The following is a 26523-nucleotide window of genomic DNA, read 5'->3' as shown; positions in this document are numbered from 1 at the left end:
CGGTCGTTCGCTCCGATCGTGCCTGTTCCGTATACCATGCCGACGGCGCTGTCACAAGCCGCGCGCATGACAACGCAGTTGCGGGATCCCTTTGATATTTCAGAATGTTTACGGCCGGAGATCAACAGACTTCGATCTCCGGCCGTGGCAAATTACGGGCACAGCTGCAATGTATGCTTAACAGACGGGGCACTACAGGCCCAAGATACTGCGGAGTCAGTCCATCAGGCCAGGCCAGTACCGGGAGGTGTTCGCCGCGTCATACCCCCCGACCCGGCCGATGAGAGCGCTGGAACGGTTGAGCTGGGCACCGCCGTCGCGGGTGACCGGACGATAGGTCAGACCGAACCGTGTTTTGGTCGGCCGGGTCGAATAGATGTCCAACGGGATGCTCAGGAAGAATCCCTTGTCAAAGCTACCTTCGCCAAATTCCGCGGCTGATACGTCAGTGAGGGTCGCAAAAACGCCGGCACGGATGCCACTGTCGAATTCACGCGACAGCTCGAAGGTAGCCCCCCAATCCTTCGCCAGATAGCGCCCAGCCCGCACTGATCCGTTCAGGTCCCAGAACGGCAGCTCGTAGTAAACCCCGACATGCCCCGTGACTGTACTATAGTCCAGGAAGCTGAACATCCCGTCATAGGCACGCTGCTTGACCCAGTTAACATCAATGCCGTAAGCCCACGGCGAACCAACCGTCTTGTAAAGCACCTCTCCACCAACGCCACCGAACATTTCTTCCAGCAAACCGGCATAGGCTGTCGCATAAAGTCCAGGTGCCAGGGATGTATAATAGGCCCCCTGCAAGCGGCCAATCCAGGCCTCACCTTCTTTGAGGTAATCCTTGATGCTACTACGCACATGTGGCAGCTGACTATCAGATTCAAGTGTCAGGTCGTCATAGTTATTAGTGATATTCAGGCCCGCATACCCATCGATTTCGGTATTGGGAGAGGGGCGGATGGACGCCTGGGCACGCATATAGAGCTGGTAGATCAGGAAGGCATCCGGCCCGCCGATCTGCTGCCTTGTTCTGGGGGCAATCGACCAGTCGAATTCCGGATACTGCGACTGATTCAGAACAGCATCATCCCGTGGCGGCACCGCCTGTGCGACGGTGCTCTGATGCCAGATTTCTTCAGGAGTCGCCTCATCTTCCGAAAGCCGCTCAATGTGAGTCCGCAGGACAGTGAGTTCCAGAACCGGCAAGCCGTCGTCGCCGAGAACCATGGCCAGACGTTCCACTCGCGGCGGCATAACCTGGGTTGCCACACGAGCAGCCCGACCGGCTGATGTCACAAAATTTCGGAAAGGCATGTTTCCTACAAAGAGGCGAACAGTGTCCCCCTGGAGCTCCATCCGATCGATTACGACATCATTCTCCTCGGCAGCCGCAAACAGGCGTCGGGCCAACGCTTCGGTTTCCACAGGCTCTTGCTTCGGGGTTGCGGCGGTGCGCGGCGGGTCGACCGGCGGGGCATCAGCTTGTACAGCCCCGTTCTGGAGAAGCTCAGAACGCGAAGCCGTCCACGTGACCAGAGGGCGCCCGGCCGCCGAGAGAAGCCGCACCTCCACCGTCACAACATCCGTCGGCACAGCGCGCGCTGCCACCGCCGCGACATCCAGCGCATCGGCCATATCATGCCCGGGAAGCCCTCCCGTGAGATCAACCAATGCCCGATCATTCACGACGTCAAAACGCTGCACGACCATCTGCCGATCGGCGGCAGCCGCCCTGACACTCGCTTCCGCAAGCTCCGGAAGCCAGACAGCAGCCATAGGCACGGGATCGATCGGCCTGTCCGCAGGAATCCCCTCAGGTCCCAGGCGTCCCCGGCGGGCAACCTCCGGCGGGACCCCTTTGTCGAGGAGCGGGTTAAAGCCGTTATGAAAATCAGCGAATAGCGAAACACGCGCCATCGCTGTGGTTCCACGTTCGAAACCTGCCGCAAACTGGACCCAACTCGCGGGCTGCCAAGTGATTCCAAAGTTGAGCGGCAATTTAGGATCAAGATCCGACGTAGCCGGATCGTTGACATAATTGTTCGGATCGTATTCGACGATAAAGCGCAAATCATCGCCGAGCAGGGGAACATCCTGCCAGAGATAGCTTACACTGCCAAACAGGGCAATCGGACCGGTGAAGAAAGCAGTACCGACCCCACCTGGGGCATCCGCTCCGCCAACCCTGTTGTCGAAGCGATCAAAGAACACACCCAGCGGATTGTCCAGATGCGCCCGTGTGCCCATGGCTCCAAATCCCAAACCACCGCTGATGTCAAAATCACCTACACGCTTGGACGCCACAAAATATTCGGCGCCGAACAGGCCAGTACCACCAAGGTCGCGAAATCCAACAGCGATCTCCGGCCAAGCCTCATCTTCTCTTGAGAGCCTCACCTTCAGATCAACACTTCGGTCCTTATAATCTTGTCCGTCCGCGAACCCATCAACCGGGCTGTAGGCTCGGTCCGTAATGCGCGTATATCGGAAAGTTCCCTCCAGCCAAGGCAGGGCCTGCAGGTTGATGAAATAGCGGTGGTACGGAGAAACGATCGAGATGCCAGCCAGAAACTGGCCATCCTTACCGAAGCGGGCGGTCGGCGTCTGCACCGCGCCGATGCCACCATAGTCAGACACGTTCGGCAGAACGATCTTCTCCCATGGCTTCGGCTGCTCGCCAGCTTGCTGCGCGGCAGCCGGTTCCACGCTGACATTCATAAGGATGGCGACCAACAGGACGTTGGCCGCCATCACGTATGCCTTTTGGCTCCTCACCGCCGTGCGGCCTCAATCCTGGATGGCGTTCAGAGAGGCTGCCGTCAAAGCCAGGCCGCTCAGGATACGCGTGACATCCGTGGTTACAGCCAGGAAGTCGAAAGGCGCCAGATCACGAGGAATCACAATCATAGAGCCTGGAGGAACATTAGCCTCGGTGGTTGCCCACGAGTCCAAATCGACCGGCTGTGCCGCGCCATTCGGCAAGACGATGAACGCGCGCCCCTCGTCAGAGTCAAGTGAGTATCCCCCCGCCAGATTCACGTACTCACTCGCGCGCTGTCCACTACGGAACTGCTGGGCACCCGGATTGAGCACCTCACCAACGACGAGCACATAGTTGGGGCGCTTGGGAATGTTGATGGCGTCTCCTCCCTCCAGAACCGTATCCAGCTCAGGGCGAGCAGCAAGTACCGCCGGATCAGCCTCGACGACGACGCGGCCATAGGGCTCGACAGTGGCCAGATCTTTGACCAGCTCCCTCATCACACCCATCGCATCTGCTATGCCGGAGCTTGAGCCGGAGCGCTGCGACTGACGTGCAAGAAGGGAGACGATGCCCTTCTGAAGCTCATCAGCGGTGCGTCGATTGGCTTGCCTTTCGAGATCCCGAACCCGATCACGTGTGAAAACCGCGCCGAAGGGATAGGCCTCGGAGGTCAATCCACCGGCGCGAGCCAGAAGCTCGGACAGGCGCTCGCCACGGCTGATGTCATATGCGCCCGGGCGAAGAACTTCTCCCCGGACGGAAACCAGCCCTTGTTCTCGCGTGGTGATCCGCGTCGCGACCCGCACGGTATCGCCGGGCCGAACCATGACAGAATCAAGGCTCACCTGAGTCAGATCGAGGAGTTCGCGGCGAATCTGGGTCGTCGTCGCCGCTACATCCGCGTCGTAGCGGCTGATTTCCACCTGGGAGATATCGGCCGACCGCCCCAGTCCGCCCGCAGCATTGAGCATCAGACGAAGCGTGACGGGCTGAGCGATCGGATACAGCCCTGGCCTGCGCACATCGCCTGTAACCGCCGTCACATTCTCCAACAACAGCGGCAACAGAGACGGATACTGATCAAAAACGGGCGGACAGTTAACCGACCCAGGCGCGTTCGTGGACGTTCCACCCTGAACCAGAAATTGCCGCGCACTGAGGAAACTGTCTGCACGGGTCTTGCGAACCAGACTGGACAGGGACGCCAGAGCGGGGCATGCACCGCCAGAGTTGGCAAGTGCTTCCGCGACCGCCGGCGTCGAAAGGAACGCGATATCACCGGCACCCAGAACAATAAAGCGATCGCCGGAGGCAAGCGTCATATCCTGGTTGCCATTGATGACATTGACGAGATCAACTGGCGTGAACAGAGGCAGAAGAGTACTTGGATCACGCGTACGAATAACCGCAAAAGGCAAATAGGGTGATCCACTCAGCAGGTCGAGGTTCGACAGGAGGGACTTCAGGCTCCCCCTGCTGTCAAGCGCCCTGGGTCCAGGTGTGGAAACACTGCCCTCGACCACGACCGTTCCGCCCACGACGTTACGATCAATAAAGACCTGCAGAATTTCACCGCGCTGCAATGTGCCGGATCGCGCATCCGCGCTCGTCGCGGACTGGACGCCCTCACTGTCAAACGCAATGCGCATAAAGCGGTTGCCAGCGGGGCGCAGCGGCCCACCGGCCAACTTCATTGCTTCACTGACCGACATTGTCGAGCGACCGGGCGCAGTCTCGAAAATCGCCGGACGAGCCACATCGCCATCGACGGCCACCGTCGGACCAAGCAGAGGCACGACGATCCGGTCACCATCCTGAAGGGGCAGTGTAGCGCCGCCACCAGCCCCGATCAGATAATCGTACAGATCAACCGGGATGCGTTCGCCATTCGCCCGAACCAGTTCGATGCGACGAAGGGATCCGGAACGCAGTACGCCGCCCGCGGCACCAATTGCATCGACCACGGTCCCGAAGCTGTTCACCGGCCGCAGTCCCGGGCGGAACACTTCGCCAAGCACGGAAATGCTGATCAGACGTACGCTGCCGACAGTGACGAAGACCCGACTGCCCACCATGCTTTCGCCAGTCACCTGCTGCAGCCGGTTGCGAAGATCCGCCACGGTCGAGCCGACGGCCTTGATCGGTGGCGTTTCGGGAAGAACGATGTCGCCATCGCGATTCACCTGAACGCTGACTGTCCGTGAAATCTGGCCGCGATAGGTGACAATGAGTTCGTCGCCAATACCCAGAACATAGTCGGGGCTGATCTCTCCGGAGGTGATCGGAGCCCGCTGCGACTGACGAAACACGCGGTATCCATACTGGCTGATCGCGCGCCCGGTGCGAAGCGCATAGTCCCGTTCGATAGATGACGGGTTACCCGCAAGACCCAGACGTTGATCGTCCGCCTCTTCATCAGTGGCATTTCGCCGCTTGGTCTCTTCGTCGGCCTCTTCTGACCGATCTCCGGCTTCCGGATCGAGGGAAGTGTCAGCCGTCCCGTCTTTGGGATCGATATTTGAGGCACCGCCGTTCTGCAGCGCCTGCGTCGCTGATTCGATCTGACTTTGCAGATCCAGCAGCGTTTGTGCACCAGAATGCCCCGGAGCAAGGAGCGTCAAGGCTCCAACGGCCACCATAGCCACCGCGTTAGCAAGGTGCCGGACGGCGTGGCCAGATCTCACACGAAGGATTTCGCGAAGCGAAGCGGAGTCGAGGATCATGCTGCGTCCCGTGGCAGATTCGATGCTATGTTATGGATCTCTTAGCTCAAATCGTGAGGGGAAGTCCGTCGACGCTGCCGGGGCACCCTCGAACGTGACACCTCGCCGGCTGCACGTGAGCGCTGACACCCTAGCACATGCTGGCAGATCAGCAACGTGGTAAAAGCTCACTATTGTGCGGCGCAGTAGGAGTTCGGCGATAGGCTTTGCTCTCCTACAGGCTCCAATAGTTGACAGACGGATCACGCTGAGCCGTTCGGTAGAACCCTTTGGGATCCGCCATCATTCCTCCGGGTGAAACCAGGCGGAAGATCACTTCTGGCGATCGATCAAGAAAATCCCGATGCCCCACCGCCATTACTACAAGATCAAATGTCTCCTCTGGCCAGCCTATCGCCTCAACGTCCTGTCTAGACGCCAGCTCCTGAGGCGCGAACCACGGATCGTGCACCTTGACATCAAAGCCATGGCGGGACAGCCGATGGACAAGCTGGGGAATCCGTGAATTCCGCAGGTCCGGGACATCCTCCTTAAAAGTAGCCCCCAAAATCAGAACTCTCGGACGAAGTATTGGCTGGACGACCTCGCGGAAGCGAAAGGCGATACGGTCGGCCATCTCATCTGCCATGTGATCATTAATTCGACGGCCAGCGAGTATAACCTCGGGTTCATGACCTATCATTTGTGACAGATGGCTAAGATAATAGGGATCGACACCAATGCAGTGCCCCCCGACCAGACCTGGCTTAAAATCGAGGAAGTTCCACTTCGTACGCGCAATATCGAGCACATCATGGACCGATAAACCGATCCGCTCGCAGATCAGCGCCACCTCGTTCACGAAAGCAATGTTGATGTCACGCTGAGCATTCTCAATCGCTTTTGCCGCTTCCGCCGCCCGGATTGACGGAGCAACGTGGATCAACCCACCATTGAGCAGCCCATACAAACGGCCGAGCGCCTCGGTAAGCGCCCTCCCTTGCCCGGACACCACTTTCACGATTGTATCGATGCGATGCGCCCGATCTCCGGGATTGATCCGCTCCGGGGAGTAGCCGAGCATCACGTCACGGCCCAGCACCAGTCCCGAAGCCGCAGCCAGAGCGGGGCCGCATATATCTTCAGTCACACCGGGATAGACCGTGCTCTCGAATACGACCACGCTTCCAGCATGCAATCTCGGCCCAAGAATCGCGCATGCCGCGAGCAACGGGCCGAGATCAGGCCGCCTGTCCGAGGTGATCGGAGTCGGGACGCACACCATGATAATCCGTGCCTCCGAAAGACGATCCGGATCAGCCGTCGGCATCAGCCCGCGTGCCAATGCCCGCTGCAGGTCGGCTGGCGAAACTTCGCCGGTGTCATCCATCCCGGACCGGATGCGGGCAACCCGGCGAGCGTCCAGGTCATATCCGATGACGCGCCGACCGTGCGAAGCAAACGCCACGGCCAGAGGCAGCCCGACATAACCAAGGCCGATCACCCCCAGAACTGCCGTTTCGGGGTCCGCCTGTTCGAAAATCGGGAGCAGGAACGGATCGTCCGTCATCGACTTGTCGACATCCATATCAATCAGATCTCGTGATAGGCCCGAAACCAAGCAACGAAGCGGGGGATACCTTCGTCAATCGGAGTGCGGGGCTCAAAGTCCAAAAGACTACGCGCCCGGTCGATATCGGCATAGGTGGCCGACACATCGCCGGGCTGCATCGGCTCCATGATCTTCACCGCCTCCCGCCCGGTCGCCGCCTCGATCGCCCGGATGAAGTCGCCGAGTGCCACCGGCGCATTGTTGCCCAGGTTGAAAACGCGATGCGGCACCCTGCCGTCCCCGGCGTCGGAAGCCACGGAGGTCGGAGGAGTGTCCAGCGCCGCCAACACTCCACGGGCGATGTCGTCGACATAGGTGAAATCGCGCTGCATACGCCCTTCATTGAAAACCCGGATCGGCCGGCCGTTCAGAATGGCGTCGGTAAACAGCCAGGCCGACATGTCCGGGCGCCCCCAGGGACCATAGACCGTGAAGAACCGCAGACCGGTCAACGGCAGACCGTAAAGATGGGCATAGGTATGGGCCATCAGCTCCCCCGCCCGCTTGGTGGCGGCATAGAGCGACAGCGGGGTATCGACCCGATCCGCCTCGGAAAAGGGCAGCTGCCGGTTGGCGCCGTACACCGACGACGAGGAGGCATAGACCATGTGCACCAGGCCGGGCAGATGGCGGGCAAGCTCCAGAAGGCAGAGATGCCCCTCGACATTCGCCCGCGTGTAGCTGTGCGGCGCCTCGATCGAATAGCGCACCCCGGCCTGGGCGGCCAGATGGACGATGCGGTCGATCCGGGGCAGATGATCGCGCAGGGCCTCGATCGCGGCACGATCCGCAATGTCCAGCCGCCGGAAGGCAAAGCCGGCGCGCCCCTCCAGCCGGGCCAGCCGGGCCCGTTTCAGGGCCGGATCGTAATAGTCGTTCAGGTCGTCGATGCCGAGAACCTCTTCCCCGCGATCGAGCAGCAGGGACGCCACGTGCGAGCCGATGAAGCCGGCGGCACCGGTGATGAGGACGGTCATGGCATGCGGCTCCGGCAATGGAGATCATCGCGAGGCAAGGTAGCGATGCGGACCCCGGATGTGAAGCATGTCGGCAAATCAAAAAAGCCTGCGCCGGTCATCCGGCACAGGCTTTTGAAAGTCGTCGGGCGTTCCGGAAGAAGACGGCGAGCGTCCGGCAACGGCAGGCGGGCGCTCCCGTCGCGGCAGATGGCCGCCGGACATCCGGTCCGGGTGCGGCTCAGTAGGCGCCGCTATTGGGCGAGAACACCACACGCACGGTCTGGAACAGCAGCTTGAGGTCGAGAAGCGGCGTCCAGCTTTCCAGATAGGTGCGGTTGAAGGCGATACGCGAGTCGTACTCGCTGTCGGTCCGGCCATTGATCTGCCAGAGACCGGTGATCCCCGGACGCAGCGAGGTGTATTCAACCAAGCTCGCCCCCCAGCGGGAGGTCTCGTGCAGCGCCATCGGGCGCGGGCCCACAAGGCTCATATCGCCGCAGAGCACATTCCACAGCTGCGGCAGCTCGTCCAGGCTGGTCTTGCGCAGGATGCGGCCGATGCCGGTGATGCGCGGATCCTTGCGCAGCTTTTCGAACTGCTCCCACTCGGCGCGCGCCTCGGCGTCACGGGCGAGCAGATCCTTCAGCAGCTTGTCCGCATTCGGAACCATCGAGCGGAATTTGTAGCACTTGAACCGGTTGCCGCGATAACCGAGCCGCTCGTGGCCGTAGAAGATCGGCCCCTTCGTGGTCGCGACACAGAGCCCGAGGATCATGAAAATCGGCGACAGCAGCAGCAGCAGCGTCGTGGCGCCGACGATATCGAATGCACGCTTAAAGATACGAGCTCCGGTCGTAGTCGCCGGAACCACGCCGCGATCAAGGCTTGCCTCGAACACGTGGCTGGTGTTGACATCCGTCATGATGCTTGCCCGCTTGACGTTATTATGCACACCCGACTGCCGGACCGTACAACGCCTTCCATCGACGTCGCCCTTGAAGCGAAGACAGTCCATGATCCCGGTCGGGGCGGTTGTTTCCGGGGGCCTCATCCATCATCGGATGCACCACCCGGCCCGCACTGCATCGATTGCTTAACTTATACCGCGCATGTCCCTCATAGCCAACCCGGATTCCGCAGCGCACAAATCCCCTGAACGGGGGATCCGCGGAAGCCTGATCGACGGCCAGGGCCATCACGTCGGCGACGGTAGCAGATTGTTAACCATACGCCTAGACGACCTCGGCGCGATGATCACGCAAAAAACGAACGGCGTACGGCATGGCTGCCATGCATTCTCCCACCTTGATGGCGGATTTCCCGTTGGAGAGGACCGCCCCGGGTGTTAATCATTGGGCCGGTTCGACCATCCGCATTTTCAGGGCCTGGAGCAACGACTTCGCATGCGCATTCTCGTCTTCGGCGGCGGAAGCCTGCTTGCCCGCGCCTTCACCGGGACAGCCACACCCGGCGGATCGGTCCGGATCGCCCGGCATGACGACATCGATGCCCCCGACCTGATGGACGGGATCGACGTCGTGGTGAATTTCGCCCGCCATCCCGATGACATGCGTCTGGCCCACGACCCGGAACGGGACGTCGATCTCCGCTTGGCCCGGCGCGTGGCCGGGACGCAGGCGCGCTATGTGATGCTCAGTTCCCGCAAGGTCTATGCCGCCGACGCACAGCAGAATGCGACCGAAGACGCCCCGCTGTCCGGGCTCGACGTCTATGGTCGCAACAAGGTTGCAGCAGAAGCGGCCTTGCGGGACCTGCTGCCCGGGAATCGGCTCACGGTGTTGCGCATCGGCAACGTCATCGGCCCGGAGCGCATTCCCGGACGTCGCAGCTTCATGGGGTTCATGCTGAACACGCTTGCCGACACGGGTGAAATCGTGTTCGACATGAGCCCGTTCGTCTCGCGCGACTTCGTGACGGTGGAGCATTTCGCGGCCCAGCTCGGCAGGATCGTCGAACTGGGCCTGACCGGCACGTACAATCTGTCCTCGGGAACCGGCATCATGTGTGGCGAGCTCGCCCTCGCCGTGATCCGCGGACATGGCAGGGGGCAACTGCGGATCATCGATCCGCGTCATGCCGACGCCTTCCGCCTGGACGTCTCGCGCCTCGTTCGTGAAACCGGCCTCAGACAGACGGCCGACGAGATCATCAGCTACTGCTACAATCTGGGAAGGGCTCTTGGATAATGCCGAAGATCGTCATCACCGGCGGCGCAGGCTTCATTGGGTCGCATATCACCGACCACATCTGCGAGCAGTTCCCAGATCATGACGTGGTCGTCTTCGACAAGATGACCTATGCGGCAGATTTCCGGAACATCCAGGAGCTGGCGACCAGCGAGCGCATCGAGCTTGTGGTCGGCGACATCTGCGATTTCGATCTGGCCTGCCGGGTGGTCGACGGCGCGGATTACGTGATCCATGCCGCAGCCGAAAGCCATGTCGACAATTCCTTCGGCAACTCGCTGCTCTTCACCATGACCAACGTCTACGGCACCCATGCGATGATGGAAGCCTGCCGGCGGATGGGCGTGAAGCGCATCGTTCACGTCTCCACCGACGAGGTCTATGGCGAGGTGCTGGACGGGGCCGCCGACGAGAGCACCGTACTGAACCCGACCAACCCCTATTCGGCATCGAAGGCCGGCGCCGAGATGATCATCTCGGGCTATCTGCATTCGTACAAAATGCCGATCGTCACCGTGCGCGGGAACAACATCTACGGCATCCGTCAGTACCCCGAGAAGATCATCCCGCGCTTCTCGCTGCTGCTGGAATGTGGCAAGAAGCTGACGATCCACGGCACGGGCAACAACCGCCGGCACTTCCTGGCCGCGCAGGATTTCGCCGCCGCCATCGCCCTGCTGATGCGCAAGGGCGAGATCGGCGAGATCTACAATATCGGCTCGGAAGACGAGTTCGAGAACATCGTCGTCGCGCGCATGATTGCCGAGACCTTCGGCTACAAGCTGGACGACGTGGTCGATTTCGTGCCGGACCGGCCGTTCAACGACCGGCGCTATGCGATCAACAGCACCAAGATCCGCGAACTCGGCTGGGCGCCCAGGCGCAACCTGCTCGACGATCTGCCCACGGTGGTGCGGTGGTATCGCGACAATGCCCCCCGCTTCCGCCGGCTGATGACCACCTTCGAAAGCCATAGCGCCGATATCGACATCGATCTGCGCGCCATCACCCACGGCGCCTGATCCGGTACCGATCCGGGCCGTATGACGCCCGCCGGCATCCGGCGGGCGTTCTTTCGCCACCTTAATTACATATTTATTTTGTTTAATAATTGTTTATTACATTTCTAACAAAAAGAATCATCTTGATTCCACAGTTGTGCTGCCGCTTCATAGCAGCTGCACGCCAGGTGCCCGTACCGCGGACGGGATCCGGCCGATCTCTCAGATCCCATCCAGGCCGGGATGATCCTCCCGGCTGCACCGGAGCCGAACCCATGTCCCGAGGCCATGACACCCGGCCTGTATCCCGCCTGATGCGGTTTGCCGGCCTGCCGCTGATTGCGGCCCTCATCGCGGCGGCATCGCCGGTCGACGGGGTGCGCGCCGCCGATATCGAGCTGCTCAACGTCTCCTACGACCCCACGCGGGAGCTGTACAAAGAGGTCAACCGGGCCTTTGCCGCAAAATGGCGGGCGGAAACCGGCGACACCCTCACCATCCGCCAGAGCCATGGCGGATCGGGCAAACAGGCGCGCAGCGTGATCGACGGGTTGGAAGCGGATGTCGTGACCCTGGCACTGGCCTATGACATCGATGCCATCGCCGACAATGGCGGCGCCCTTCGCCAGGACTGGCAGAGGGCCCTGCCCGACAATTCATCCCCCTACACCTCGACCATCGTGCTCCTGGTCCGCAAGGGCAATCCCAAGGGGATCAAGGACTGGGACGATCTGGTAAAGCCCGGCATCAAGGTCATCACCCCCAACCCCAAGACCTCGGGCGGGGCGCGCTGGAACTATCTCGCGGCCTGGGGCTATGCGCTCGATCAGGGCCGGGACGCGGCCGGCGCCCGCGACTTCGTGAAGGCGCTGTTCGCCAATGTGCCGGTGCTGGACAGCGGTGCCCGCGGGGCCACCACCACCTTCGTTCAGCGCGGCATCGGCGACGTTCTGCTGGCCTGGGAGAACGAGGCCCTGCTGGCGGTGAACGAGCTGGGCCCCGATGCCTTCGACATCGTCGTGCCCTCGCTCTCGATCCTGGCGGAACCGCCGGTGGCGGTGGTCGATCGCGTCGTCGACGCCCATGGCACCCGCAAGGTCGCCGAGGCCTATCTCAACTTCCTGTACACGCCCGAAGGACAGGAGCTGGCGGCACGGCATTTCTACCGCCCGCGCGATCCCGAGGTGGCGGCCCGCCATGCCGCCACTTTCCCCGAGGTGAGGCTGTTCACCATCGACGAGGTCTTCGGCGGCTGGCGCAAGGCCCAGGCCGAACATTTCGCCGATGGCGGCATCTTCGACCAGATCGTGGCGAAGAACTAGGCGTCATGCGTGCCGTCGCTGGCCGCAGCGTCCGCGCCGGTGCCGGGCCCCTGCCGGGGTTCGGGCCGGCGCTTGGCCTGACGCTGACCTGGTTGTCGCTGATCGTGCTGATCCCGCTTGCCGCCGTATTCGTCCGCGCCTCGGGTCTGGGGGTGGACGAGATCCTGGCCAAGGCCTTCTCGGACCGTGCCCTCGCCGCCTATCGGCTGAGCTTCGGCGGCGCGCTGATCGCGGCCGCCCTCTCCAGCATCGCCGGGCTGCTGATCGCCTGGGTGCTGGTGCGTTACAGCTTTCCCGGGCGGCGGCTGGCCGATGCGATGGTCGACCTGCCCTTCGCCCTGCCGACGGCGGTTGCCGGCATCGCGCTGACCGCGCTGACGGCGCTCAACGGGCTGATCGGCGCGCCGCTTGCGGCCTTTGGGATCCGGATCGCCTTTACGCCCACAGGCGTGATCCTGGCCATGGTGTTCATCGGCCTGCCCTTCGTGGTCCGCACCGTACAGCCGGTGCTGGAGGATCTGGATCGCGAGGTCGAAGAGGCCGCCGCCTCGCTCGGCGCCGGCCGCCGCCAGATCCTGTGGCGGGTGATCCTGCCTGCCCTGGCGCCCGGCCTCTCCGCCGGTTTCGCCCTCGCCTTCGCGCGGGCGGTGGGGGAATACGGCTCGGTCATCTTCATCGCCGGCAACATGCCCGGGGTCAGCGAAATCGCGCCGCTGCTGATCGTGACCAGTCTGGAGCAGTACGACTATGCCGGCGCCTCGGCGATCGCCGCCGTGATGCTGATCGCCTCGTTCATCCTGCTGCTGATCGTCAACGGCCTGGATGCCCGCCGCCGCCGGGCCATGGAGGGGTGAACCGATGACCGATCGTCCCGCCCCTCTCCGCCCCGCGCCGCCGCTCCTCTCGCCGCCGCTCCCCTCCGTGCCGCTGACCGAGAGCCGCCCCGTCCGCATCCTGGCGGTGGCGGCAGCCTTCCTGATCCTCGCGGTCTTTCTGGTTCTGCCGCTTTGCAGCGTTTTCGCCCAGGCGTTCGCCAAGGGCACCGACGCCTTCCTGGAGGCGATCCGGGAGCCCGATGCCCTGGCGGCGATCCGGCTGACCCTGCTGGTTGCGGCGATCGCCGTGCCCGCCAATCTGATCTTCGGCATCGCCGCGGCCTGGGCGATCACCCGCTTCGACTTCCGCGGCCGCAACCTGCTGATCTCGCTGATCGACCTGCCCTTTTCGGTCTCGCCGGTGATTTCGGGCCTGGTCTGGGTGCTGCTGTTCGGCGCCCATGGCTGGTTCGGGCCCTGGCTTGCGGCGCACGGGATCAAGATCGTGTTCGCGGTGCCGGGGCTGGTGCTGGCGACGATCTTCGTCACCTTCCCTTTCGTCGCCCGCGAGCTGATCCCGCTGATGCTGGCCCAGGGGCGCGACGAGGAAGAGGCGGCGCTGACGCTCGGCGCCGGCTGGTTCACCATCATGCGCCGGGTGACCCTGCCCAATGTCCGCAACGGCCTGCTGGCCGGCATCCTGCTGTGCAATGCCCGGGCAATGGGTGAATTCGGCGCGGTCTCGGTGGTTTCGGGCCATATCCGCGGCCTGACCAACACCATGCCCCTGCATATCGAGATCCTCTACAACGAATACGACTATGTGGGCGCCTTCGCCGTGGCGTCGCTGCTGGCCCTGCTGGCGCTGGTCACGCTGGTGGTGAAGACCCTGCTGGAACGCGGCCATCGGCGGACCGGCGCCCACTGACCGCGGGGGGCCCTGCCCAACCCGATATTCCATGCCCCCGCCGGCCCGTCCGGCGGGGGTTTTCCATGCCTGCCCGGGCTGTCGTTCCCCGGCATATCCGCGACAATTTATGTTGCTAGATGATAATTAGCTTAATATCTTTCTCCGATCCGAAGCGCGGATAACCATCTGACGTGACGGCTTAAAAAAAATGAGGGAGGAAACAGATGAAACGTCTTGCCGGGCCGTTTCTGGCAGCAGCCTGCACGCTTGCGGCGGCTCTGCCCGCCGAAGCCGAGACCCGTCTGATCCATGCCGAACCCGGGCCGAACCGCGGCGTGCGTGCCGAGGCCACCGAATGGTGGATCGGCGAGGCCGCGCGCCGCAGCGGCGGCGAGCTGGCCTTCGACATCCATTGGGGCGGGGCGCTGTTCGGCGCCAATGCCGCGCTGACCTCGATCTCCAACGGGGTGGCGGATAGCGGGCTGATCGTCGGGTCCTATCTCGAATCCGAATTCCCCGAGCTGTATATGGGCGACCTGCCGCTGTCGGAGCGCGACCCCTGGGTCACCATGCATGCGATGAACGAGATCCTATCGTCCTATCCCGCCGTTCAGACGGCGCTGGCGGACAAGAAACTGGCCTATCTCGGCATCTATGCGACCTCGCCGCTGCAGATCGGCTGCCGCAACGACGCGCTGACCACGGTCGACGACGTCAAGGGCATGAAGATGCGCTATGGCGGCGTCTATGGGCCGGTCTTCTCGGCGCTGGGCGGCAACATGGTCGAGATGTCGATCTACGACACCTTCCAGGGCATGGAGACCGGGCTGATCGACTGCACGCCCACCTATGCCTATTTCGCGGTCGCGACCAAGCTGGACGAAATGCTCGACAGCCTGACCCCGATCAAGCTCAGCCCGGCAAGCAGCGTCGCCACCTTCATGAACCGCGACGTGTTCGAGGATCTGTCGCCCGAGCATCGCAAGGTGCTGGAGGGGCTGCGTGCCGAGGTGATCGACCACTTCGCCGAGCGGCTGAGCAAGGCGGATGCCGAGGCGATCAAGAAGATGACCACCCGCGAAAAGCCGGTGGTCATCCACAATCTCAGCGCCGAAGACGACGCCCGGATCCTGGAGGCCGCCCAGCCGGTGATCACGCAGTGGAAGGCCTCCGCCACCGCCAAAGGCTTCGATGCCGAGGCGCTGCTGGCCGAATACAAGCGGCTGCTCGACAAATGGGCGAAGATCCGCGACACGCAGGGCTACCCCTGGGAGCGCGGCTGAGACCGGCGCCCGGCGCCCCGGGGGAGCATGGCGCTTCCCCGGGCGACGGGCGGCCGGCCCGGCGCGGAGGCCCCACGGATGATGACCCGCATTGAAACCCTGATGAACACGATCGCCACGCTTTCGGTCGTGGCACTCTGTCTGCTGATCACCGCCAATGTCGCCGGCCGGATCTTCTTCGGCGCCGGCGTGCCCGACGCCATGGTGCTGGTGCGCGAGCTGATGGTGCCGGCAATCCTCTTTCCCCTCGCCTCGGCCACCGCCGCCCGCGCCCATGTCGCGATCGAGGTGGTGGCCCGGTTCTTCCCCCCGGCGCTGGCGCGCTGGATGGCGGTGCTGGCAGCACTCGTCGGGCTGGTGATCGTGCTGCCGCTGCTCTGGGCGGGCTGGCGCGAATTCACCGATGCCTTCGGCAGCGGCGCGCTGTTCACCGGCGATCTGGGCCTGCCGAAATGGCCGGGACGGGCGCTGTTCGTGATCGCGCTCGCCATGTTCGCGCTGCGCCTGGTGCATGTGGCGGCGATCGATCTGGCCGCCGCCCTGCGCGGCCGGGACACGCCCCGCACCGACCCGCAGGGGAGCTGAGCCGATGGAGCTTTGGATCTGTGGCATCATCGCCTTCGGCGTGATGCTCTCTCTGCTTGCCCTGCGCGTGCCGATCTCGTTCGCGCTGGGCGGCGTCGCGGTGACCGCGATCTTCCTGCTGTTCGCCTGGCGGACCGGCAGCTTCATGCCTGAACGCGCGATCCGCGCCACCCTGTCGCTGATTTTCGCCAGCACCTACGATCTGGTGCACAGCTACGACCTGTCGATGATCCCGCTGTTCATCGCGCTGGGTCACGTCGCCCACAAGGCGGGGATCACCACCGAAATCTACGAAACCGCCAGGGTCTGGCTGGTGCGCCTGCCGGGCGGTGTCGCCATCGCCTCGGTCGCCGGCTGCGGCGGGTTCTCGGCCATCTCGGGCTCGTCGATCGCCTGCGCCTCGACCATGGGGCGGATCTGCACGCCCGAAATGCTGCGCCTGAACTATGATCCGCGTCTGGCCACCGCCAGCGTGGCGGCGGGCGGCACGCTGGGCTCGCTGATCCCGCCCTCGGTGCTGTTCATCATCTACGGCATCTTCACCGAAACCTCGATCAATCAGCTGTTCCTGGCGGGCATCCTGCCCGGGCTGCTGTCGATGGCGGGCTATGCGGCCGCGATCATGATCTGGGTGCGGCGGGATCCGTCGATCGCCCCGGTACCGGCCGAGACCATCCCGCTTCGCGAGAAGCTGGTGGCCGCCGCCCGATCCTGGCCGGCGGTGGTGATGTTCGCCATCGTGGTCGGCGGCATCTATGGCGGCATCTTCACCGCCACCGAGGCCGCTGCCCTCACCCTGCTCTTCGCCACCCTGGTCGGGTTGGGGCGCGGCCGGATGCGGCTGGCCGACATCGTGCCCACCATGCGCGAGACCGCGAAGACCACCGCCGCGATCTTCTTCATCGCCGCCTGCGCCAAGACCTTCGTCGCCTTCATCTCGCTGACCGGCCTGTCCAACCAGATGGTCACCGCGGTGGGCGCCGCCGAGTTCGGCCCCTGGGCCTTTCTGGCGGCGGTGGTGGTGATCTATCTGGTGCTCGGCATGTTTCTCGACCCCGTGGGCATCATGGTGCTGACCCTGCCGCTGATGATCCCGATGGTCGAAAGCTACGGCATGGATCTGATCTGGTTCGGCGTGGTGATCGTGAAGCTGCTGGAAATCGGCCTGATCACGCCGCCGGTCGGCCTCAACGTCTTCGTGCTCGCGGCCGTGATCGAGGACAAGGTGCAGATCGGGCGGATCTTCGCCGGCATCACCCGCTTCCTGGCCATGGATCTGGTGGTTCTGGCCCTGCTGATCGCCATCCCCTCGATCTCGCTGATCGTCCCGCTGACCATGCGCTGATCCCCCGCAACGAAGAAGGGCCGCTCCCCATGGCCGGGAGCGGCCCTGTTTTTTTGCGCCCTTCGCGGACCCTCAGGCGCCGGGGAACAGCGGCGGCAGCTTGCGGGTGAAGCGGTCCAGCGCCTCCAGATGATAGGCACTGGTCAGGCAGTCGGCCTGGGCCCGGGCCTCGGCCGCAAGCAGGGCCTCGCCGTCCAGATCGAAGGCCCGGCCCGTCACCTGTTTGGTCCAGCGCACCGCAAGCGGCGAGGCGAGCGCCAGGGCCTCGGCCATGGCGATCGCCCGCTCTTCCAGGGCGTCCGGTGCCGTCACCTCCATGACGATGCCCCAGGCTTCGGCCTCGCGCGCGCCGATCTCGCGGCCGGTCAGGAACATCATCCGGGCGCGCTGCACCCCCGCCATCCGTGGCAGGGTGCAGAACAGGTTGAAATCGGGCACGGCACCCAGCTTGCAGAACGAGGCACAGAACCGCGCCTCTTCCGAGGCGAGCACGATGTCGGCAGTCAGCGCCAGGCCGAACCCCGCCCCATAGGCGACGCCGTTCACCGCCGAGATCACCGGCACCGGCAGATCCCTCAGCCGGCGCAGCCAGCCATGCAGCACCTCGAACCGTCCGGCGATGCTCTCGGGGCTCTCGCCCGCACCACCGGCCGCCCGATGACGGGCGAGCATGCCTTTCAGGTCACCGCCGGAGCTGAACGCGGCCCCCGTGCCGGTCAGCACCACCGCCCTCAATTCCGGATCGGCCTCCAGCCCGGCCACCGCATCGGCAAGGGCGGTCTTCATGGCATCGGTCAGGGCGTTGCGGGTGGCCTGATCCTGCATGCGCAGGATCGCGACCGCCCCCCTGCGCTCGATCGCGAGCGGTTCGGTCATGCCTCCTCCTTCAGCGCCAGGGCTCGGGCGCGCAGCAGGGTCTTGTCGATCTTGTTGGTGGGCGACAGCGGCAGCGGCTCGCGGAAGATGTCGATGCTGCGCGGCGACTTGAAGTCGGCGATCTGGCTGCGGCACCAGGCGATCAGCTCCGCCGCATCGGCCTCGGCGCCCTCGTGCAGGGCCACGGCCGCATGCACCCGTTCGCCCCACAGCTCGTCCGGCAGGCCGAAGACGGCGCATTGGGCCACGGCCGGATGGCGCGACAGGCAGTTCTCGGTCTCGATCGGATAGACGTTTTCGCCGCCCGAGATGATCATCTCCTTGGTGCGGCCGGCGAGGAACAGATAGCCGTCTTCATCCAGATAGCCGGCATCGCCGGTGTGGTAGAAACCGTTCCGGATGGCGCGCGCGGTCTCGTCGGGGCGGTTCCAGTAGCCGGTCATGACCTGGGGGCCGCGGATGATGATCTCGCCCACCTCCCCCACCGGCAGCTGCCGGCCATCGGCATCGACGATGCGCAGATCGCCGTAATGGATCGGCCGGCCCACCGAGCCCAGCTTGTCGAAGAAGCGGCTGCCCGGCACATGATCCTTCCAGGTCAACACCGACAGCACCGGCGAGGCCTCGGTCATGCCATAGCCCTGGCAGAAGGTGACGCCCGGCACCTTTTCGATCGCGCGTTCCATCAGCCTGACCGGCATCGGCGCCGCGCCATAGGTGAAGCAGCGGATCGACGAGAAGTCGAACCGGTCGAATTCGGGATGGTCCAGGATCATCCGCAGCATGGTCGGCACCAGGGTGACCGTGCTGACCCGGCAGTCCTGGATCAGCTGCATGGTCTCGTCCACCCGGAAGCGCGGCTGGACGACCATGCCGGCGCCGAAGACCAGGGCGGTAAAGACCCGAGACCCGGTGCCCAGATGGAAGAGGGGCCCTGAGAGCAGCAGCACGTCGTCCGACGAGAACTCGTAAAGCGGCCCGGTGCCGGCGGCATTGGCGAAGAGGTTCAGATGCGACAGCATCACCCCCTTCGGCACGCCGGTGGTGCCCGAGGTGTAATAGAGGATCAGCGTGTCGCCGTCGCAGGAAGCCAGATGGTCGAAACGGTCTTCGGCAACCGGCGGCTCGGCTGCGATCAGCGCGTCATAGCATTGGGTGCCGGGCGGCAGGGCCGGATGGGCACCCTCCCAATCGGCGAAAATCAGCCGGTCGAGCGCCGGACAGGCCGCCATCAGCCGGGCGCCGGTCTCGGCCATATGGCGGTCGACGATCAGGATCTTCGGCGTGCAGTCGGCGATCAGTTCGACCAGTTCGGGGAAACCCAGGCGGTGGTTCAGCGGCACCGGGATGGCACCGATCACCGAGGGGGAGAGATAGGTCTCGACCAGCCAGTGGGAATTCCAGCCCAGAAAGGCGACCCGGTCGCCGGGGCCGACACCGAAGCCGTGCAGCACCGAGGCCATACGGTGCACACGGTCGTTGGTCTGGCTCCAGGTGAAATCGCGCCCCTCGAAATGCAAGGCACGGCGATCAGGAGATGCTGCGGCGTATTTGCGCAGCAGATCGGGGATCCGGATCATTCCGACCTCCCGACCAGGGCGCGGCCGATGATCTCGCGCATGATCTCCCCCGTGCCGCCGGCAATGCGGCCGACGCGGGAATCCGCCCAGGCGCGGGCGATCGGGTATTCCCACATATAGCCGTAGCCCCCATGCATTTGCATGCAGATGTCGAGGCATTGGAACAGGGTTTCTGAGCTGACCATCTTGGCGAGCGCGGCATCGACCGCGTCCAGCTCTCCCTTCAGATGCATCTCAAGGCAGCGGTCGACGAAGACCCGCATCACCACCGCCTGGGCCTTGACCTCGGCCAGCTTGAAGCGGGTGTTCTGGAACTGGGCGATCGGCCGGCCGAAGGCCTTGCGGTCGGTGGTGTGGGCGACCGTCCAGTCGAGCGCCGCCTCCAGCGCCGCCGCGGCCCGGACCGCCTGAAGCAGACGTTCCTGCGGCAGCTGCTCCATCAGTTGAACGAAGCCGCGCCCCTCGCGGCCGAGCAGATTGCCGGCCGGCACGCGCACATCCTCGAAAAACAGCTCGGCCGTGTCCTGGGCCTTCCAGCCGACCTTGTCGAGCAACCGGCCCTTGGTGAAGCCCGGCCGGTCGGCCTCGACCAGGATCAGGCTGACGCCCTTGGCGCCGGCCGCGGGGTCGGTCTTGCAGGCCAGCACGATCAGGTCGCAATTGCCGCCATTGGTGATGAACACCTTCTGGCCGTTGATCACCCAGTCGTCGCCGTCGCGAACCGCCGTGGTGCGGATGCCCTGCAGATCGGATCCGGCGGCAGGCTCGGTCATGCCCACGGCGCCGATCGCCTCGCCCCGTGCCATCAGCGGCAGCCAGTGCCGCTTCAGCGCGTCCGAGCCGTAATGAAGGATGTAGGGGGCGACGATGTCGGAATGCAGCGAGAAACCGGGCCCCATCGCCCCCGCCCGCGCCAGTTCCTCCATCACCACCATCGAGAACAGGAAATCGGCCCCGGCGCCGCCATAGACCTCGGGCATGGCGGCACAGAGCAGACCCGCCTCGCCCGCCTTCCTCCAGGCGTCGCGGTCGACGACACCGGCCTTCTCCCAGGCGGCGTGGTTGGGGGTGATCTCCCGCTCGACGAAACGGCGCACCTGTTCGCGGAAAAGCTCGTGCTCCTCCGTGAAAATCTGTCTGGTGAACATCCCAGACGTCCTCCCTGGCGGTTTTTTCTCCGGCGGTCGTGTCTGCCTGCCGGGCAAGGTCGAGGTTAGGCAGCTTGAAAATCATAATCAAGCATATTATAAACCAGCTAACGGAATGCTGAAAACGGCCGTATTCCGCGGAAAAACCAGACAGTCAGGGAAGAAACGCATGCTCGAAGGTAAATCCGTCGTCGTCACCGGCGCCGGTCGCGGCATCGGCCGCGACATCGCCCTTCTGCTCGCCGCCAAGGGGGCCAGAGTGGTGGTCAACGACCTCGGCGGCTCCGACAAGGGCGATGGGGCGGACGACGCACCGGCGCGCGAGGTGGTGCGCGAGATCGAGGCCGCAGGCGGCGAAGCGGTCGCCGATTTCGGCGACGTCTCGCAGCTGGAAGACGCCGAGGCGATGATCGAGACCGCGGTCCGCCAGTTCGGCCGGATCGACGGCGTGGTCAACAATGCCGGCATCCTGCGCGACATGATCTTCCACAAGATGACCCCCGAGGCCTGGCAGGCGGTCATCTCGGTCCATCTGAACGGATCGTTCAACACCTCCTATGCCGCCGCCCGCCATTTCCGCGAGCAGGGCTCGGGCCGTTTCGTGCACTTCACCTCGACCTCGGGGCTGATCGGCAATTACGGCCAGGCGAACTACGCCGCCGCCAAGCTCGGCATCGTCGGCCTGTCGCGGTCGATCGCGCTCGACATGGCCCGCTTCGGCGTCACCTCGAACTGCATCGCCCCCTTCGCCTGGAGCCGGCTGATCGGCACCATCCCTGTAACCAACGAAGCCGAGATGGCGCGGGTGCAGCGGATCAAGGAAATGACGCCGAACAAGATCGCGCCCCTGGTCGCGGCCCTGCTCTCGGACCAGGCAGCCGACGTCACCGGCCAGATCTTCACCGTGCGCAACAACGAGGTCTTCCTGATGAGCCAGCCGCGCCCGGTGCGCTCGGCCCATCGCTCGGAAGGCTGGACGGCCGAGACGGTGCTCTCGCACGCGCTGCCGGCCATGCGCGCCGGTTTCACCCCGCTCGAACGCTCGGGCGACGTCTTCTCGTGGGATCCGGTCTGAGCCCCGGCCCAATCTGAGCTTCCGCCCCTCCCGATCCAACCCGGTCTGCAACATCGGGGGCCGGTCGCTTGCCGCCCCCGCCGCTGCGCCATAGATTGGGGACCGCTCCTCTCAGAAAGCCCTCTGCCGGAATGACACGCATGTCGAAGGCCCGCGCCAAAGCAGACAAGGACAACCCCGTTTTCCAGGACATCGCACGCTTTCGTGCGCTGATCTTCGACCGGCTGCTGAAGCCGCATGATCTGACCATGTCCCAGGGCTGGGTTCTGGTGCATCTGCTGCGCGAGAACGGGCTCAGCCAGTCGGAGCTGGCCAACCGGCTGGAGATTGCGACCGTCACCACCGGCAAGCTGATCGACCGGCTGGAAGAACGCGGCTTCGTGGAGCGCCGCCCCCATCCTGAGGATCGCCGGGCGAAGCTGGTCTTCGCCACCGACCTCGCCAAACCGGCGGTCAAGTTCCTGACCCGCTGCATCGGCGAGGTCGACAAGATCGCCTTCGCAGGCATGAGCGACGAGGACGTCGCCTTCATGCGCGACCGCCTGGATCTCGTGCGCGAGAACCTGCTGAAGGCGTGCAACCGGGGCTGAACCGGCCCCCTCGCACGGGTATCACACATGACCGAGACTGATCCGGGCGCGCCCCCTCTTGCGGGGCTGCGCGTGGTCGAGTTCGCCGGTATCGGGCCCGGCCCCTTCGCGGGCATGATGCTCGCCGACATGGGGGCCGAAGTGCTCAGGGTCGAGCGGGCGGGCGACATGCGGCCGGGGGCCGCCACCGACGTGCTCGCCCGCGGCCGTCGCTCCGTCGCCCTCGACCTCAAGACCGATGCCGGCCGCGCGGCGGCCCTTGCCCTCATCGACCGTTCGGATGCGGTGATGGAGGGCTACCGCCCCGGGGTGATGGAGCGTCTGGGCCTGGGGCCCGATGTCTGCCGGGCCCGCAATCCCCGGCTGGTCTATGGCCGGATGACCGGCTGGGGCCAGACCGGCCCTGCCGCGGCCGCCGCGGGCCACGATCTCAACTACATCGCGCTCTCGGGCGCGCTCTGGGCGATGGGCGATGCCGACCGGCCGCCGCCGGTGCCGCTGAACATCGTCGGCGATTTCGGCGGCGGCGGCATGCTGCTGGCCTTCGGCATGGTCACGGCTCTGCTGAAAGCCGCCCGCACCGGCCGGGGCGACGTGGTCGATGCGGCGATCTGCGACGGTACGGCGACGCTGATGGCCATGGCTTATTCAATGCGCGCCGCCGGCACCTGGTCGGATCGGCGCGCCGACAACAAACTCGATGGCGGGGCGCCCTGGTACGGCGTCTATCGCTGCGCCGATGACGGCTGGATCACGATCGGCGCGCTGGAACCCAAATTCTGGGCCCTGCTGCTGGACCGGCTGGGCCTCGATCCCGCCGGGCTCGGCGATCGGGACCGGCGCGAGGACTGGCCGCGGATGCGCCGCATCCTGGCCGAAACCTTCGCAGGCCACCCCCGTGCCCATTGGCAGGCGCTGCTTGAGAACACCGATGTCTGCTTCGCGCCGGTGCTCTCGCCCATGGAAGCACCGGACCACCCCCACAACCGTGTCCGCGGCATCTTCGTCACCCGCGACGGCGTGGTCCAGCCCGCGCCGGCCCCGCGCTTCGCCGAGGCCCGCACCCCCCTGCCCGCCCCACCGCCGGTGCCGGGGGCGGATACCGCAACCGCCCTTGCCGACTGGGGCCTGGATCCGACCCTGCTGGCGCGGCTGGGCCTGCCCGACGCCGGCTGATACGGCCAGCGCGCCGCCGGCGGCTTGCGCCGGCATGATGAGCTTGCTCAAATTGAGCCTGATAAGACGGATCAACCGTCCGGGAGGAAACGATGATCGATCACGACCGCCTGCTCGCGCGGGCGTTCCCGCCGGTCGAACAGGTCTATGACCATCGCGACAGCATTCTCTATGCCCTGGGTCTGGGCATCGGCAGCGACCCGCTGGACCCGGCCGCGCTGGGCGTCACCTATGAACGCGCCCCGGATTTCGCCGCCCTGCCGACCATGGTCGTGGTTCTGGGCTCGTCCGGATTCTGGGCGATGGAGCCCGATACCGGCATCACCTGGCAGCAGCTGCTGCACGGCGAACAGGCGATCACCCTGCATGCCACCCTGCCGCCCGCCGGTCGGCTGACCGGCCGCACCCGGATCACCGGCATCGTCGACAAGGGGTCGGGGCGGGGCGCGCTGATCTATTCCGAGCGCCGCCTGACCGATACCGCCACGGGCCGGCTGATCGCCACCATCGAGGTCACGAGCTTCGCCCGTGCCGATGGCGGCTTCGGCGGCCCGGCCGGACCGGTCAGGCCCCCCCAGCCCACGCCGGAGCGGGCGCCCGATGGCGTGCACGACCACGCCACCCTGCCGCAATCGGCCCTGATCTACCGGCTGTCGGGCGATCCCAACCCGCTGCATGCCGACCCGGCCGTGGCACAGGGGGCCGGGTTCGACCGGCCGATCCTGCACGGGCTGTGCAGCTATGGCGTCGCCGGCTGGTCGATCCTGCAGGCGACCGGCGGCGGCGATCCGGCCCGGCTGACCGCGCTGTCGGCCCGGTTCTCATCGCCGGTCTTCCCCGGCGAGACACTCCGCACCGAGATCTGGCGCGAAGGACCGGAAGATTACGCCTTCCGCACCCGCGTGCCCGCCCGCGACGTCACCGTGCTCAGTCATGGCCGCGCCCGCCTTACCGAATCTGTCCCTCTTGCCGAGTCTGGCCGCCCGACCGAAGGATCCACGCGATGAGCCTTGCCGACCGCCCTCTGCCAAAGCCCATGCCCGAAACCCGGCATTACTGGGAGGGCGCCCGCGAAGGCCGGCTGGTCCTTCAGTCCTGCCAGGCCTGCACCACCGCCTATTTCCCGCCGCGGCCCTTCTGCCCGCATTGCGGATCCCGCGAGGTGAAGACCTTCGACGCCAGCGGCCGCGGCCGGCTGTACAGCTTCATCATCAACCACCTGCCGGCCCCCGGCTATGACGGGCCGTTCATCGTGGCGGCGGTGGAGCTGGAGGAAGGGCCGCGGATGATGACCAACATCGTCGACTGCCCGGCCGATCCGGCCGCGCTTACCATCGACATGCCGCTTGAGGTGACCTTCGAACGGCGTACCGACGAGATCACCGTGCCCCAGTTCCGGCCCGTTCGGGGAGACGCCCGATGACCCGCGCCCGTATCGCCATCGTCGGTGCCGCCGAGACCACCCGCCTCGGCAAGATCCCCGAACTCAGCCAGACCGGGCTGCATGCCGATGCCGCGCTCAACGCGCTGGCCGATTGCGGCCTCACCCTCCGCGATGTCGACGGCATCGCCACCGCCGGCCATGACGCGGCCGAAATCGCCCAGTATCTGGGCATCACCCCCACCTGGCTCGACGGTACCTCGGTCGGCGGCTGCAGCTTCATCGCCCATGTCCGCCATGCCGCGGCCGCGATCGAGGCCGGGCTGTGCCGCACCGTGCTGATCACCCATGGTGAAAGCGGTCGCAGCGGCCATCGCGGCCACCGGCCGATCTTCCCGGCCATGCAGCAGCAGGAATTCGAAACCCCCTATGGCGTCACCCTGCCGCCGACCCGCTTCACCCTGCCGGTTGCGCGCAAGATGGCGAAGGACGGGCTGACGGAAGAACAGCTGGCCGCGGTGGCGGTGGCCCAGCGGGACTGGGCCTCGAAACACCCCCGTGCCGGCTTCCGCGACCCGATCACCGTCGACGACGTGCTCGACAGCCGGATGATCGCCTGGCCCTTCCGCCTGCTGATGTGCTGCCTGGTTTCTGACGGCGGCGGCGCGCTGGTGCTGACATCGGCCGAGCGGGCAAAGGATTTTCCGACGAAGCCGGTCTATCTGCGCGGGACAGGCGGTGAAAGCGCCGAGGGGCCGATGGTCTCGCAGATGGAAGATTTCACCTCCTCGCGCGCCTTCCGCACCTCGGGCCGGCTGGCATTCGAAAGCGCCGGCATCACCCATGCCGATGTCGACCATCTGATGATCTACGACGCCTTCGCCCATCTGCCGATCTACGGTCTGGAAGATCTGGGCTTCGTCGGCCGCGGCGAGGGGGGAGCCTTCATCGCCGAGGGCCATACCCGCCCGGGCGGCAGGCTGCCGATGAACACCAATGGCGGCGGGTTGAGCTATGCCCATTCGGGCATGTACGGCATGTTCGCCCTGCAGGAAGGCGTGCGCCAGGTCCGCGGCACCTCGCCCGCCCAGGCCGGCGAGGTGAAGGTCTCGGTCGTCCATGGCGTGGGCGGCATGTTCTCGGCCGCGGCGACCGCCGTGCTGACCTCGGAGGCGCAGTGGTGAGCCAA

The 26523-nt window shown here is 65.0% G+C and carries 22 protein-coding genes; 14 read left to right on the top strand and 8 right to left on the bottom strand.

Features of this window, described 5'->3' with window-relative positions:
• Window positions 1-216: 216 nt before the first annotated feature.
• The 5 genes from CMO28_RS00705 to CMO28_RS00685 form a co-directional block, all read right to left on the bottom strand.
• Window positions 217-2754 (bottom strand): YjbH domain-containing protein, encoded by a 2538-nt coding sequence (locus tag CMO28_RS00705; protein WP_296708124.1) that lies wholly within the window; start codon window positions 2752-2754, stop codon window positions 217-219.
• A gap of 36 nt (window positions 2755-2790) precedes the next feature.
• Window positions 2791-5490: an SLBB domain-containing protein gene (locus tag CMO28_RS00700; RefSeq protein ID WP_296708122.1), complete on the bottom strand. Its 2700-nt coding sequence runs from the start codon at window positions 5488-5490 to the stop codon at window positions 2791-2793.
• 214 nt (window positions 5491-5704) lie between these two features.
• Window positions 5705-7057, bottom strand: coding sequence for a nucleotide sugar dehydrogenase (locus CMO28_RS00695; protein WP_296708119.1), 1353 nt, complete (start codon window positions 7055-7057; stop codon window positions 5705-5707).
• Between the two features lie 5 nt (window positions 7058-7062).
• Window positions 7063-8058, bottom strand: a complete 996-nt coding sequence (locus CMO28_RS00690) for an NAD-dependent epimerase/dehydratase family protein (RefSeq protein WP_296708118.1) — start codon at window positions 8056-8058, stop codon at window positions 7063-7065.
• Window positions 8059-8278: 220 nt separating this feature from the next.
• A complete protein-coding gene (locus CMO28_RS00685) occupies window positions 8279-9055 on the bottom strand; it encodes a sugar transferase (RefSeq protein WP_296708116.1) in 777 nt (258 codons plus the stop codon).
• A gap of 337 nt (window positions 9056-9392) precedes the next feature.
• Between CMO28_RS00685 and CMO28_RS00680 the strand changes: the two genes are divergently transcribed.
• From CMO28_RS00680 to CMO28_RS00645, 8 genes are all read left to right on the top strand, one after another.
• Window positions 9393-10247, top strand: coding sequence for an NAD-dependent epimerase/dehydratase family protein (locus tag CMO28_RS00680; protein ID WP_296708113.1), 855 nt, complete (start codon window positions 9393-9395; stop codon window positions 10245-10247).
• On the top strand, window positions 10247-11269 hold the full coding sequence (locus tag CMO28_RS00675) for a dTDP-glucose 4,6-dehydratase (RefSeq protein WP_062769425.1): 1023 nt from the start codon (window positions 10247-10249) through the stop codon (window positions 11267-11269). The genes CMO28_RS00680 and CMO28_RS00675 overlap by 1 nt, the downstream gene beginning before the upstream one ends.
• Window positions 11270-11523: 254 nt before the next feature.
• Window positions 11524-12570, top strand: coding sequence for a sulfate ABC transporter substrate-binding protein (locus tag CMO28_RS00670; RefSeq protein ID WP_296708109.1), 1047 nt, complete (start codon window positions 11524-11526; stop codon window positions 12568-12570).
• A gap of 5 nt (window positions 12571-12575) precedes the next feature.
• Window positions 12576-13424 carry a sulfate ABC transporter permease subunit CysT gene (cysT, locus tag CMO28_RS00665; protein ID WP_296708106.1) on the top strand — a complete coding sequence of 283 codons (849 nt, stop codon included), beginning with the start codon at window positions 12576-12578 and terminating at the stop codon, window positions 13422-13424.
• 4 nt (window positions 13425-13428) lie between these two features.
• Complete coding sequence (gene cysW, locus CMO28_RS00660; RefSeq protein ID WP_296708104.1) at window positions 13429-14313, top strand: sulfate ABC transporter permease subunit CysW; 885 nt, start codon at window positions 13429-13431, stop codon at window positions 14311-14313.
• Between the two features lie 206 nt (window positions 14314-14519).
• Window positions 14520-15578: a C4-dicarboxylate TRAP transporter substrate-binding protein gene (locus CMO28_RS00655; RefSeq protein ID WP_296708101.1), complete on the top strand. Its 1059-nt coding sequence runs from the start codon at window positions 14520-14522 to the stop codon at window positions 15576-15578.
• Window positions 15579-15656: 78 nt separating this feature from the next.
• Entirely contained in the window at window positions 15657-16163 is a 507-nt protein-coding gene (locus CMO28_RS00650; RefSeq protein WP_296708096.1) for a TRAP transporter small permease, read from the top strand.
• A gap of 4 nt (window positions 16164-16167) precedes the next feature.
• Window positions 16168-17508, top strand: a complete 1341-nt coding sequence (locus CMO28_RS00645) for a TRAP transporter large permease (protein ID WP_296708094.1) — start codon at window positions 16168-16170, stop codon at window positions 17506-17508.
• Window positions 17509-17580: 72 nt separating this feature from the next.
• Here the strand turns inward: CMO28_RS00645 and CMO28_RS00640 are convergent, their stop codons facing one another.
• From CMO28_RS00640 to CMO28_RS00630, 3 genes are read right to left on the bottom strand one after another with little or no spacing between them, the layout of a single operon-like run.
• The gene (locus CMO28_RS00640; RefSeq protein ID WP_296708091.1) at window positions 17581-18384 is read right to left on the bottom strand and encodes an enoyl-CoA hydratase/isomerase family protein; all 804 of its coding nucleotides are present in this window, start codon (window positions 18382-18384) and stop codon (window positions 17581-17583) included.
• Window positions 18381-19964 carry a class I adenylate-forming enzyme family protein gene (locus tag CMO28_RS00635; protein ID WP_296708090.1) on the bottom strand — a complete coding sequence of 528 codons (1584 nt, stop codon included), beginning with the start codon at window positions 19962-19964 and terminating at the stop codon, window positions 18381-18383. Before CMO28_RS00635 ends, CMO28_RS00640 begins: the two co-directional genes overlap by 4 nt.
• Window positions 19961-21112, bottom strand: coding sequence for an acyl-CoA dehydrogenase family protein (locus CMO28_RS00630; protein ID WP_296708087.1), 1152 nt, complete (start codon window positions 21110-21112; stop codon window positions 19961-19963). Before CMO28_RS00630 ends, CMO28_RS00635 begins: the two co-directional genes overlap by 4 nt.
• Before the next feature lie 169 nt (window positions 21113-21281).
• On the opposite strand from CMO28_RS00630, the gene CMO28_RS00625 reads away from it, so the two are divergent.
• From CMO28_RS00625 to CMO28_RS00600, 6 genes are all read left to right on the top strand, one after another.
• Window positions 21282-22187 (top strand): SDR family NAD(P)-dependent oxidoreductase, encoded by a 906-nt coding sequence (locus tag CMO28_RS00625; protein ID WP_296708084.1) that lies wholly within the window; start codon window positions 21282-21284, stop codon window positions 22185-22187.
• Window positions 22188-22327: 140 nt separating this feature from the next.
• Window positions 22328-22777 carry a MarR family winged helix-turn-helix transcriptional regulator gene (locus tag CMO28_RS00620; RefSeq protein ID WP_014744214.1) on the top strand — a complete coding sequence of 150 codons (450 nt, stop codon included), beginning with the start codon at window positions 22328-22330 and terminating at the stop codon, window positions 22775-22777.
• Between the two features lie 27 nt (window positions 22778-22804).
• The gene (locus CMO28_RS00615) at window positions 22805-23953 is read left to right on the top strand and encodes a CaiB/BaiF CoA transferase family protein (protein ID WP_296708081.1); all 1149 of its coding nucleotides are present in this window, start codon (window positions 22805-22807) and stop codon (window positions 23951-23953) included.
• 92 nt (window positions 23954-24045) lie between these two features.
• The gene (locus CMO28_RS00610; protein ID WP_296708079.1) at window positions 24046-24960 is read left to right on the top strand and encodes a MaoC/PaaZ C-terminal domain-containing protein; all 915 of its coding nucleotides are present in this window, start codon (window positions 24046-24048) and stop codon (window positions 24958-24960) included.
• Window positions 24957-25376 (top strand): Zn-ribbon domain-containing OB-fold protein, encoded by a 420-nt coding sequence (locus CMO28_RS00605; protein WP_296708077.1) that lies wholly within the window; start codon window positions 24957-24959, stop codon window positions 25374-25376. Before CMO28_RS00610 ends, CMO28_RS00605 begins: the two co-directional genes overlap by 4 nt.
• Window positions 25373-26518: a thiolase C-terminal domain-containing protein gene (locus CMO28_RS00600; protein WP_296708076.1), complete on the top strand. Its 1146-nt coding sequence runs from the start codon at window positions 25373-25375 to the stop codon at window positions 26516-26518. Before CMO28_RS00605 ends, CMO28_RS00600 begins: the two co-directional genes overlap by 4 nt.
• Window positions 26519-26523: the final 5 nt, after the last annotated feature.

Origin of the sequence: Tistrella sp., from assembly GCF_002684955.1 — a bacterium.
GTDB classification, from domain to species: domain Bacteria; phylum Pseudomonadota; class Alphaproteobacteria; order Tistrellales; family Tistrellaceae; genus Tistrella; species Tistrella mobilis.
The sequence above is the reverse complement of the archived record's forward strand: the minus strand, read 5'-3'. Positions and strand labels throughout refer to the sequence as shown.